This window comes from Flavobacterium sp., from assembly GCF_023151265.1.
Classification (GTDB): Bacteria; Bacteroidota; Bacteroidia; order Flavobacteriales; family Flavobacteriaceae; genus Flavobacterium.
In genome coordinates, this window is sequence record NZ_JAKLJH010000084.1 from 1 (window position 1) to 11,576 (window position 11,576).

11 protein-coding genes and 1 pseudogene are annotated in these 11,576 nt (G+C 31.6%); 4 read left to right on the top strand and 8 right to left on the bottom strand.

What is annotated here, in order from left to right; translation table 11 throughout:
* The 6 genes from L6Q46_RS08880 to trmB form a co-directional block, all read right to left on the bottom strand.
* Positions 1-370 (bottom strand): hypothetical protein (locus tag L6Q46_RS08880; RefSeq protein WP_291284004.1); only part of this gene is annotated, 370 nt, incomplete at its 3' end.
* A 55-nt stretch (positions 371-425) separates the two neighbouring features.
* Positions 426-1,691, bottom strand: coding sequence for a hypothetical protein (locus tag L6Q46_RS08885; RefSeq protein WP_291284005.1), 1,266 nt, complete (start codon positions 1,689-1,691; stop codon positions 426-428).
* A 49-nt stretch (positions 1,692-1,740) separates the two neighbouring features.
* Entirely contained in the window at positions 1,741-2,328 is a 588-nt protein-coding gene (locus L6Q46_RS08890; protein WP_291284006.1) for a YceI family protein, read from the bottom strand.
* A 142-nt stretch (positions 2,329-2,470) separates the two neighbouring features.
* Positions 2,471-2,806, bottom strand: coding sequence for an MGMT family protein (locus tag L6Q46_RS08895; protein ID WP_291284007.1), 336 nt, complete (start codon positions 2,804-2,806; stop codon positions 2,471-2,473).
* A 3-nt stretch (positions 2,807-2,809) separates the two neighbouring features.
* On the bottom strand, positions 2,810-3,436 hold the full coding sequence (locus L6Q46_RS08900; RefSeq protein WP_291284008.1) for a LysE family transporter: 627 nt from the start codon (positions 3,434-3,436) through the stop codon (positions 2,810-2,812).
* A 53-nt stretch (positions 3,437-3,489) separates the two neighbouring features.
* Positions 3,490-4,164 (bottom strand): tRNA (guanosine(46)-N7)-methyltransferase TrmB, encoded by a 675-nt coding sequence (trmB, locus tag L6Q46_RS08905; RefSeq protein ID WP_291284009.1) that lies wholly within the window; start codon positions 4,162-4,164, stop codon positions 3,490-3,492.
* 209 nt (positions 4,165-4,373) lie between these two features.
* On the opposite strand from trmB, the gene L6Q46_RS08910 reads away from it, so the two are divergent.
* Both L6Q46_RS08910 and L6Q46_RS08915 read left to right on the top strand, forming a co-directional pair.
* Complete coding sequence (locus tag L6Q46_RS08910; RefSeq protein ID WP_291284010.1) at positions 4,374-5,195, top strand: UDP-2,3-diacylglucosamine diphosphatase; 822 nt, start codon at positions 4,374-4,376, stop codon at positions 5,193-5,195.
* On the top strand, positions 5,195-6,250 hold the full coding sequence (locus L6Q46_RS08915) for a glycosyltransferase (protein WP_291284011.1): 1,056 nt from the start codon (positions 5,195-5,197) through the stop codon (positions 6,248-6,250). The genes L6Q46_RS08910 and L6Q46_RS08915 overlap by 1 nt, the downstream gene beginning before the upstream one ends.
* Here L6Q46_RS08915 and L6Q46_RS08920 read toward each other — a convergent pair.
* Together L6Q46_RS08920 and L6Q46_RS08925 are read right to left on the bottom strand one after the other, a co-directional pair.
* A complete protein-coding gene (locus tag L6Q46_RS08920; protein ID WP_291284012.1) occupies positions 6,224-7,267 on the bottom strand; it encodes an ATP-binding protein in 1,044 nt (347 codons plus the stop codon). The genes L6Q46_RS08915 and L6Q46_RS08920 overlap by 27 nt on opposite strands.
* Positions 7,267-7,956 (bottom strand): response regulator transcription factor, encoded by a 690-nt coding sequence (locus tag L6Q46_RS08925; RefSeq protein ID WP_111566246.1) that lies wholly within the window; start codon positions 7,954-7,956, stop codon positions 7,267-7,269. The genes L6Q46_RS08920 and L6Q46_RS08925 overlap by 1 nt, the downstream gene beginning before the upstream one ends.
* Before the next feature lie 179 nt (positions 7,957-8,135).
* Here L6Q46_RS08925 and L6Q46_RS08930 point away from each other — a divergent pair, with 179 nt between their 5' ends.
* Together L6Q46_RS08930 and L6Q46_RS08935 are read left to right on the top strand one after the other, a co-directional pair.
* Positions 8,136-10,898, top strand: coding sequence for a TonB-dependent receptor (locus L6Q46_RS08930; protein WP_291284013.1), 2,763 nt, complete (start codon positions 8,136-8,138; stop codon positions 10,896-10,898).
* 142 nt (positions 10,899-11,040) lie between these two features.
* Positions 11,041-11,576, top strand: a pseudogene (locus L6Q46_RS08935) (hypothetical protein); the annotation flags it as partial.

Sequence of the window (11,576 nt, forward strand, 5' to 3'; positions counted from 1 at the left end):
CGTTTAATTTTGCGGTTATATTTTCTTTAATAGTATTAATTTCTTTAACATTAATTACAATATGCGGATAATCTTCGGCTTTTAGAATGGTTTTAAAATCTTTGGTTATCATTTTGTGAGCGCAATCAAAACCTGTACTTTTTATAGAAAGTTTTGCACCTTCTAACAAAATTTTATTATTGGTTCTAGCTATCGAAACTTGCAAATCATTCTCAATAAAATCAGAATTATATTTACATTCGAAACTATTGACATTAGATTTTCCTTTTATTGAAACCTCACTTTTATTCGTGATTTTAACATTGGTTACATTTTTAGAAAATCCAAAACTCAAAAGAATAATAACTGATATAATGCCTATTGTTTTCATAACCTTAAAGTAAAAGCGAAAAGCCTTTTAACTCTTCGCTTTTAAATTTACTTTTTTAGAAACTAATTACTGCTTCTGCAACAAATCCACTGAATTTACCTCCATCCATGATGCTTCCAGCTGTATATCCATCGTAAGTTTGATTAACATATTCTACTTTAGCTAAGATGTTTTTTGTCATGAACCAACCAGCACCTAAAGAAATTCTTTGTACATCGATGTCTTGTGTTGCATCTAATTCTCCAGAAACTGAATTATAACGACCCGCTACGTATAAGTTTTCATTTTTACCGAAACGGTATAATAAATCTACTCCTAATTGAGTGAAGTTTCTTCTATCTGTTTCAGCAAATTTTCTACCTGATACGGTTTCAAACAATCCAAAGAATTCAAAACCTTTGTATTTTACAAATGGATTAATCATAATTGCAGTTAACTTGTTTGTTAAGCCAGGATTAACTAATCCAGAAGAATAATTAGCAGATGAAGTAGCTGTTGTAGGCTCCATTACGAAGTAATATCTTGAACCTGCTCTATCACCACCATATAAATAAGTTCTTGCAGAATAAGCTGAATTGTAGATAGAACCAGTAATTCTAAATCTTAAATCTGTATTAAATTGTTTGTCATATCCTAATTTAGCCATAACTGATGGACTTGTAGCGCTTGGCGCGTTAGCTCCTTGATTTAATTTACCATTAGTAGCTCCAATCATAGAAATAAAACCATTTTTTCTAAAGTAAACTTCTGCTCCAACTTCTGTTGTAAATGCATCCATAATGTAGTTTCCTACGAATGGGTTATATATAGCTTGTGCATTATCTGAACGTCTAAAGTGTGCATCACCATAGTTATTTTCCATATGTCCTATGTTGATAGTAACGTATTTCATTGTTTCAGCTAATAAACCTTCTTTGATGAAGTCTAAATTATCAATTTGGAAATACCCTCCTTTTACATAAGGTTCTGGGTGGTGACGAGAAGACAAATATGTTCTTAAATGCATTCTAACCCCTTTTGCTAAAGCTACGTCTAAATCTAAGTTGGCAGTAGCTAAATTAAAGTTGTTTCCAATTGGAATTAAAGCTGTTGCTCCTGTTGCGTTTTCATGATCTAAAGCTTGATATTGTAATGTTGAAGCACCACCAACTCTCACTTTTATTCCATCAAAAGTGGAAGCTGTATCTTTTGGACTTTCAAAAACATTAATTCCTCTTTTATCAGGTTGTCTGTAATTATCCAAATCTCTATTCTGAGCCTGTATACCTGTACTTAAGCCTAAGGCTGCAATTACTAACGAAAATTTAATAAATGTTCTCATGATTTTTAAAATTTAATATGTGTGTTTTAGTTATAAGTTCTTGTTTGTATTAATTGTAAGTAACTTTGAAATCAACCGTTACGTCTTTACCTGTTTTAATAGTTCCCATTAAAGCCGTTGGAGGTTTTACTCCGTAAACAGTCATGTCGATTTTAGTTTTTCCAGAAAAAATTGCTTTTTTCCCTATAACTTTAACTGTAAAAGTTTGATTGATTCTTTTTGTAACTCCAGAAATGCTTAAATCACCTTGAGTTTCTACTGAGAAATTACCCGCTGAAGTTTCTGTAATTTTTGCAACACTTACTAATTTGTAATTAATGGTTTTGTAAGTCTTACTATTTAAAGCTTTGAATGTGTTATTATCCATTCCGTTTTTACCGCTTTTTAATTGCTCTACTTCTACAGCAAAATCCAAATTTTTTATAGCTTTTAAATTACCTACATCAATTGTCATTGTTGATTTTCCGCTCATTGCTTTAGCATCAATTTCCCAATCGTGAAGATTAGAAGTTCCTAGAACTTTTAATTTGCTTTCGGCTAAAACCACTTTGGATTCTTGTGCAAAAACATTATAGATTGGCGCTACAATTATTAACAGTAAAAACCATTTTTTGAAGTTTATTTTTAAAGTGTTCATTTGTACTGTGTTTTAAATTATAGTACAAATTTCAGCCGAAAAAAAAACGTTTTACATGACATTTGTCACGTTTGTTACAAAAAGAATGAAGTAAATTAATAGAAATGAAAACTCAAACGTTTTCGAAAAATAAGAATAAAAATTAAAACTTAGGTTCCCAAAAATGTTTTTCGAAATCAATAATTTGATTGTCGATAACTTGAATTCCTTCATTTTCTAAAAGTTGTTGCATTAAATTAGTTCCATCAAAATGATGCTTGCCAGAAAGTAGTCCTTTTCTATTAACAACTCGATGCGCAGGAACATCTTCTAAGTTATGAGATGCATTCATTGCCCAACCTACCATTCGAGCAGATCGTGCTGCGCCAAGTGCTTTTGCAATGGCACCATAAGAAGTTACTTTCCCTTCTGGAATTTGGCGAACAATGTCGTAAACACGTTCAAAAAAGTTGTCGTTATTTGACGTTGCCTTCTTCAAATATTAAAAAAACATCTTATATAAGGAAGAAACTGCTACAATTCCGGTTAATGCCGCAATTAAGAAATTGATATTTTGAACTATAAAAGCAAGTTTGTGTTCAATTAGCTTGAAAAATTTAGCATATAAGTAAAACACAAAATAAGTTCCTAAAGCTGCCGATATTGAAAACAATACAATAGAAATCATATCATACTGAAACAAATCTTTTGAAGCCATCATTAAACTTGTAATGGCGTACCAAGGAATGGCAAACATATTAAAAGCAGACATTGCCATTCCGTAAAAAAAACGATTTCTTTTTGCTTCAATCTCAACTTTGATTTCTTTTTGCTTTTTAGCTTTCAAACCCATAATAGTAAAAGCAATTGTCAATATAATAAAGATTACAGTGCCAATTTTTTTCAATCCTTCACTAAAAACTGGATTAGCATCTAAGAATTTTGCAAAATAAGTTCCTAAAAAACTTTGGATAAAAACCACTACAACCGCTCCTAAAGCAAAATTCAAGGCTTGTTTTTGACTTTCCTTTACACTGATTTTGGCAATTGTCATATTCAACATACCCGGAATAATGATACCGCCAATGGAAATTATCAAACCTAGAAAAATGGCTAAAACAAACGTCATAAATTGATTTTTATCAAAAGTAAGGAAGAATATTGAAATGAATGTAACAAAGATTACTTAATTCGGAACTTAATATAGGTAATAGGTTTGTTAACTTCTAAATATTGACTTTCGTAAAACGTTTGAATTCCAGTCACTTCTGCTGGCGCTCCTTCGTTTTTATAAATATTATGGTTCGCATAAATAACTTCATGACCTAAACCATGTAACAAGCCTAATGTATAACCGTGCATAAACTCTGAATCGGTTTTTAAATGCATCAATCCGCTTGGTTTTAGGATTTTTTTATAGCGCTCTAAAAACTCAGCATTCGTCATTCTGTGCTTCGTTCTTTTGTATTTGATTTGTGGATCTGGGAAAGTAATCCAAATTTCAGAAACTTCGTTTTCAGCAAAAATATGATTGATTAACTCGATTTGCGTTCTTACAAAAGCTACGTTATTCATACCTGTTTCAACAGCAGTTTTTGCTCCACGCCAAAATCTTGCTCCTTTGATATCAATACCAATAAAGTTTTTATTTGGAAATCTTTCGGCTAAACCAACAGAATATTCGCCTTTTCCACAACCTAATTCTAACACAATTGGATTATCATTTTTAAAGAATTCACTATTCCATTTACCTCTTAACGGAAATTCATTCCCAACAACTTCTTCTCTTGTTGGTTGAAAAACATTAGTAAACGTTTCGTTCTCGCTGAATCTTTTTAATTTATTTTTACTTCCCACTTCTAATTTATTTTGGGCAAAATTAAGCAAATAATTAGCAACACAAATAAACTTTTAATAATGTTTCAATAACCTTAACATTAGATAAGTTTTCGTTTTTTGCATAAAACTTTTATTTTGAAATCGCAATTAATAAAAAGTTGCGCAAGCAACACCGACGAAAAAAAAGCGATTCCATATGTGACCGCTAAAAAATATAATCCACACATATGAAAAAACGTAAAGTTGAAGTGGCTGTTATTTCCGATGTTCATCTTGGAACGTATGGTTGCCATGCAAAAGAATTATTGGATTATTTATCTTCGATAAAACCTAAAATTTTAGTGCTGAATGGCGATATTATCGATATTTGGCAATTTAGAAAATCCTATTTCCCATCGAAACACTTAGAAGTAATTAAGAAAATTATTTCTATGAGTACCAAAGGCACAAAAGTGTACTACATTACCGGAAATCATGATGAATTTCTCAGAAAGTTTACCGATTTACACATGGGAAACATCAGTTTAATTGATAAACTCGTGTTAGAATTAGATCATAAAAGAGCTTGGATTTTTCACGGTGATGTTTTTGACGCTTCGATTACTCAAGCCAAATGGTTAGCAAAATTAGGCGGTTGGGGTTACGATATGCTCATTTTAATCAATAGATTTATCAATTGGGTTTTAGCCCGATTTAACAAAGAACCGTATTCGCTTTCGAAGAAAATTAAAAACAATGTAAAATCTGCTGTTAAATTTATCACTAACTTTGAAAATGTTTGTGTGGAATTGGCGATAGAAAACGACTACGATTATGTAATTTGCGGACATATTCACGAGCCCAAAATTGAGTTTATGGAAAATGAAAAAGGAGAAGTTTTCTATTTGAATTCGGGCGATTGGGTAGAAAATTTGACCGCTTTAGAATACAACAACAAAAAGTGGAAATTATACCAACACGATAGAAATTTTAGTTCGGAGGAAAATGAGTATAATTTTGAAGATGAAAATAAATTAGCCGAACAATTTATTGCGGTTTTGAAAAAGTAATGAAGAAAAAAATACTCATAGCGCCATTAAACTGGGGTTTAGGACATGCCACAAGATGTATTCCTATTATAAAAGCATTGGAAGAAAATGGTTTTGAACCCATTATTGCTTCTGACGGAGTAGCTTTAGCTTTATTAAAAAAAGAATTTCCAAATCTTTTGAGTATTGAATTACCTGCTTATAACATTCAATACTCAGAAAAAGGCAAAAACTTCAAATGGAAATTAGCACTTCAAATGCCAAAAATGATGTTGGCGATCAAAAAAGAGAAATCAAAAATCAATAAGATTATCGAAAATTATGAAATTGATGGCGTTATTAGCGATAATCGATTGGGCGTTTATTCTTCAAAAGTGCCTTCGGTTTTTATTACACATCAATTAAATGTACTTTCTGGAAATACGTCTTGGTTGACAACCAAATTGCATTCGCGTTACATTTCCAAGTTTGATGCTTGTTGGGTTCCTGATGTTTCTAGTGTAGAAAATTTGTCGGGAAAATTAGGTCATCCTGAAAAGATGATGAACAGCATAGCTTACATTGGACCTTTAAGTCGCATTGAAAAAAAATCATTACCAATTAAGTACGATATTATGGTTCTATTATCGGGACCAGAACCACAACGAACCTTATTGGAAAAGAAGCTTACTAAAGAATTAGAAAATAGTTCAAAGGAAATTCTTTTCGTAAAAGGAATCGTGGAATCGCAACAACAAATGGAGAAAGTAAATTCGATTACCTATTACAATTTCATGAACTCAGAGGAGTTAAGTACTGCTTTTAATGAGAGTGAATTTGTGGTTTGTCGTTCTGGTTATACCACGGTTATGGATTTGGCTAAATTAGAGAAAAAAGCGTTTTTTATTCCAACACCAGGTCAATACGAACAAGAATATTTGGCTAGAAAATTTAAGTCAGAAATTGTGGCGCCAAGTTGCAAGCAAGAGAAATTCAAAGCTTCCAAATTGGAGAAAATACACTTTTATAAAGGATTTAAGGATTTTTCGGTTGACCCGAATTGGAACGAATTATTTCGTCTTTTCCAAAGTGAATGAAAATTCTGAGCCTACACCGATTTGACTTTCAACATAGATTTTTTCATCGTGACCTTCGATAATGTGCTTCACGATTGCTAATCCTAGACCAGAACCGCCTTCGCTTCTTGCACCACTTTTATCTACTCGGTAAAAACGTTCGAATAAACGTGGAATGTTTTGTTTTTCGATACCTTCACCGTTATCGGTAATTCTTACGATGACTTTATTTTTGGTTAAATCTTCTATTCCAACTTCAGTAGTTCCTCCTTTTTTTCCGTATTTGATGGAATTCACTACCAAATTCGTAACTACTTGTTGGATTTTCTCTTGATCCGCCATTACCCAAATAGGTTTGGCGTATTTCATATCGAAAGTCAAGGTAATGTTTTTGTTTGCTGCTTTCATTTCAAACAAATCAAATACATTTTGAATCACCTCAACAATGTTAAAACGAGTTACATCTAGATTGATTTCGCCTACTTCTAATTTGGTAATCATATCCAAATCTTTCACGATATAAATCAAGCGTTCTACACCTTTTTCGGCACGTTCTAAATATTTTGTTCGGATATTTTTATCTTCCATCGCACCATCAAGAAGCGTAAGCAAATAACCTTGAATTGTAAAAAGAGGCGTTTTTAGTTCGTGCGAAACGTTTCCTAAGAATTCTTTTCGGTATTCTTCTCTAATTTTTAAGGTTTCAATTTCTAGTTTTTTATCTCGGGCGAATTTTTTTACTTCTTTCGTCAACGTTGCCATATCGGTAGTTACGGGTTGATTTATGTAAGAAGTCGTTTCTAAAAGCGAAACGTCGTCATAGATTTTCTTAACGCGCTTGTAAATAAAATGCTCCACTCTAAATTGAATTAAAAAGAATGTCGCCGCATAAAAAATTAGCGAAAAAGCAAAAACAAACATTAAATTTAATGACTGAACAAAATAATGATATAAAAAAATAGTCGCTAAAAAGAACAAGGTTACGTATAACGATGACTTTAAAGCGAACTTATAAGATTTTTTAAATTTTAATTGCATTAAAATTCGATTTTATAACCAACTCCTTTAATGGTTTTAAAGAAACTATCTCCAATTTTTTCTCTTAATTTTCTAATGTGAACATCGATAGTTCTTCCACCCACTACTACTTCGTTACCCCAAACTTTGTCTAAGATTTCTTCGCGAGTAAACACTTTTCCTGGTTTTGTAGCTAACAAATAGAACAATTCAAATTCTTTACGAGGCAAGATAATTTCTTCGCCATCTTTAATGATTTTGTATTCTTCTCTGTTGATTTCGATATTACCTACTGTTAAAGTTGTAGTTGACGAAACGCCTTCAACACCTTTTAACCTTCTTAATAATGCTTGCACTTTACTAACCAAAACTTTTGGTTTGATTGGTTTTGCAATATAATCATCAGCTCCAGCGTCAAAACCTGCTACTTGCGAATAATCTTCGGAACGAGCGGTTAAAAAAGTAATAATTGTATCTTGAAGTTCTGGAATTTTTCTGATGTTTTCACAAGCTTCCATTCCGTCCATTTCAGGCATCATTACATCCATAATAATTAATTGAGGATGTTCTTTTTTTGCTTTCGCGATAGCTTCTTTTCCATTAGAAGCTGTTATAATTTGATAGCCTTCTTGAGAAAGATTGTATCCTACAATTTCTAAGATATCTTGCTCATCATCAACCAATAAGATCTTAATGTCTTTTTTCTTCATTACAAAATTTGTTATGTTTTGGTTTGTAAAGGTAAAGATAAAATAAAATGTTCAAAGGAGTTTACAATTATTTAATCTATTAACAATTCGGTAACGCATTCGCAACCAATTCATAACAGGCAAGTAACTTTACTATAACACTTCAGCAGTTCCTTTGCACCAAAATTTAACAACACAAAATGAAACTACGTTATTTATTATTATCATTATTCTTTTCAGTAGCAATGTTTGCTCAAAATGGAACTGTTACCGGAACTATTTTAGATAAAGAATTTAACAACGAACCTTTACCTTTTGCTAACATAGTAATTAAAGGAACAAAACAAGGAACTTCTACAGATGAGAATGGAAAATATTCGATTTCTCTAAAACCTGGCAACTACACTATAGTTATAGGATATTTAGGTTATGAAACTAAAGAAATTCCATTTACCATTAAAGCGAATGAGAAAAAAGTAATTAACCATACTCTTGAAGCAAGTGGGGTTCAATTAGCAGATATTGAAATTATCCAAGTAGTCTCTAAAGAAAAAGAAAGTGCTTTGTTACAAGAACAACAAAAAGCAGTCGAAATTAAACAGAGTATTGGAGCGGAAGAAATTTCTAAAAAAGGAATTGGAGATGTAGCCGCAGCAGTTGCAAAAACATCGGGTATTTCTAAACAAGAGGGTTCAAGCGACATTTTTGTTAGAGGTTTAGGCGATCGATACAATTCTACTACAATGAATGGATTACCGTTACCATCAAATAACCCTTCAACAAAAAATATGTCTTTAGATGTTTTCTCTACCGATATTGTAGAATACATTGGAATTGACAAAACATATAATTTTAAAAATTATGGAGATTTTGCAGGAGCAAACGTTGATATTGTTTCTAAAACATACAAAGGAAGCGGAATGATTGAAGTAGGAAGTGGAATTAATGCAAACTCAAATGCAATTTCTCAAAACAAATTTTACTTACAAGATGGTCCAAATTTTCATGGATTTAGTAATGAATCAATCCCTAACAATCCTTTAAATGGATACAATTTTACGACAAGTTGGGATAAACAAGCAGCAACTCCAATTGGAAGCTCGTTTTATTTAAGAGGGGGCGATTCTTATTCAGTAGGTTCAAATGGAAAATTAAGTTTCTTTTTAAATGCTTCTTTTGATAATAGTTATAATTACAAAGAAGGCGCAAGAAGAGGAAGTGTAAATACACAAGGAATTGCGGTTAAAGATTTATTCAGAAAAGCATACGAATATCAAACAAGTTCAAATGCTATGGCTAATATAAATTATAAAATTAACAGTAATCATAATATCAAATGGAACTCAATGTATATCAACTCTACATCACAAAAACATGAAGAGTTTACAGGTATAATTGATGCTTTTGACGCCCCTGGAAATGGATATGTATCACGTTCAACTTTTGACAGAACTTCTTTACTGATCAATCAATTATTAGGAAATCATACACTAGGCAATCGTATAAATTTTGATTGGGGAATTTCATACAATATGATGACAAATGTAATTCCAGATAGAATGCAAAACACTTTTGTTGCGTTAGACAATAACAATCCATCATCTCCTTTGATCGTATCTGATTTAAATAAATCTGATAATCATAGATATTTTCAAGAAATGACAGATGATGAAGTTGCAGGTAACTTTACTTTATCATACAAATTTGGTAAAACAGCAGATGACAAATATAAAGGTAAATTTATTGCAGGTTACAGCGCACGTTACAAAGAAATTAATTTTGACGCAACGCAATTTAATTTTGATATTTTACCACCAAATGTTACCCTACCAATTATTGATTTAAACAATATTGATGGTTTCTTTAATCAAAACGGAATTGATTTAGGATATTACAATATTGTAACATTTAGAGGTGGTCTAAGTAGTCCAAATGCATTAGATCCTCAAAATTATAACGGACAACAAATTATATCTGCTGGTTTTGGAGCAATTGAGTATCAGTTTACTCCAAAATTATTTGTAATTGCAGGTTTCCGTTCTGAATATATTATTCAAGATATTTTTTATAGCACTTCATTAAAAACAGGAAAAAAATTAACTGATACTATGGAATATTTGCCTTCATTAACAGCAAAATATGAAATTAATGAAAAGCAAAATATTAAATTAGCAGCTAGTAAAACCTATACTCTACCTCAATTTAAAGAAAGAGCTCCTTTCTTATTTGAAGAAGTAGGACAAAGTTACTTTGGAAACGAAAACTTATACAATTCAACCGATTACAACTTTGATCTAAAATGGGAAATGTTCCCTAAAAATGGAGAAGTAATATCATTTACTGGATTTGGAAAATACATACAAAACCCAATTAATCAAGTTACTGTAGCTTCAGCAACAAACGATATTTCATGGGTAAATTCAGGAGAAAAAGCTATTGGATTAGGTATTGAAGGTGAATGGAGAAAAAACATAATTTCTCGTGAAAACAATACTACCGGAGAAAAAACTAACTTAGGATTTGGATTAAATGTTTCCTACTTATTTACCAATCAAGATTTAGATACTGAAAAAGTAATTAACGAAAATCCAGGAATAAGTGTTGCTTTTACAAATCAAGATTCAAGATTAACAGGCGCTTCTGATTTATTAGTTAACTCTGACATTAGTTTTAATAAAGAGTTTAAAAACGACAAATCGTTAACCGCAACTTTAGCTGGAGGTTATTTTTCTGATAGAATTTACGCTCTTGGAGTAACGGGTAAAGGAGATTTAGTAGATAGCGAAGTAATTACTTTAGATTTTATTCTAAAATACAACGTTAGTAAAAATATCGGATTTGGATTTAGTGCCAAAAATTTAACTGATCCAACAATCGAAAGAACGCAAGACATTCAAAATGTTGTAGTTGACTCTTACAAAAAAGGAAGAAACTTTAGTATTTCTATGAAATATTCATTCTAAACAATTAGTTAACAATAAATAAATATTTAGGCAGATTTTTTTCAAAATCTGCCTTCTTTTTTAATAAACTAATAACATTAGGGTAAACACTTAAAAACAATTCAATTATAGTTTTGTAACAACAAATTAAATAACACAAAAAATGAAAAATTTATTATTATCAGCTTTAGCTATAGCTGTTTTAACTTTCACATCTTGCTCTAGAGATGAAGATTCAGATGGAAACAACAACAATACAGTAACTATTAATCCTGCTGATTTTAAAGGCGAATTACTAAGCGGGCAATCTGCTACTTTAGACGCAACACAAGTTTACAACTTAACTGGATCTTTTATTGTAAGAGGTGGAGCAACTCTAACTATCCCTGCTGGAACAAGAATTGAAGCTACTGGTGGAACTGCATCATACATTGCAATTGCACAAGACGGATTACTTTATGTAAATGGAACTTCTACAAATCCTGTTATTATGACAAGTGGAAACGCTGTTAAAGCAACTGGAGATTGGGGTGGATTAGTAATTTGCGGAAGAGCAAACACTAACAAAGGTGGATCTACTGGTCAAACTGCAACGTCAGAAGTTGGAGATTTAACGTATGGTGGTACTGAAAATAACGATAGTTCAGGTGTTATTCGCTATTTAAGAGTAGAATATACTGGAGCTGCTTTTAATGCTAC

Excerpts from the sequence above, each read along its gene's own strand:
- L6Q46_RS08885 (WP_291284005.1), bottom strand. The coding sequence starts at position 1,691 with ATGAGAACATTTATTAAATTTTCGTTAGTAATTGCAGCCTTAGGCTTA.
- L6Q46_RS08890 (WP_291284006.1), bottom strand. The coding sequence starts at position 2,328 with ATGAACACTTTAAAAATAAACTTCAAAAAATGGTTTTTACTGTTAATA.
- L6Q46_RS08900 (WP_291284008.1), bottom strand. The coding sequence starts at position 3,436 with ATGACGTTTGTTTTAGCCATTTTTCTAGGTTTGATAATTTCCATTGGC.
- L6Q46_RS08910 (WP_291284010.1), top strand. The coding sequence starts at position 4,374 with ATGAAAAAACGTAAAGTTGAAGTGGCTGTTATTTCCGATGTTCATCTT.
- L6Q46_RS08915 (WP_291284011.1), top strand. The coding sequence starts at position 5,195 with ATGAAGAAAAAAATACTCATAGCGCCATTAAACTGGGGTTTAGGACAT.
- L6Q46_RS08920 (WP_291284012.1), bottom strand. The coding sequence starts at position 7,267 with ATGCAATTAAAATTTAAAAAATCTTATAAGTTCGCTTTAAAGTCATCG.
- L6Q46_RS08925 (WP_111566246.1), bottom strand. The coding sequence starts at position 7,956 with ATGAAGAAAAAAGACATTAAGATCTTATTGGTTGATGATGAGCAAGAT.
- L6Q46_RS08930 (WP_291284013.1), top strand. The coding sequence starts at position 8,136 with ATGAAACTACGTTATTTATTATTATCATTATTCTTTTCAGTAGCAATG.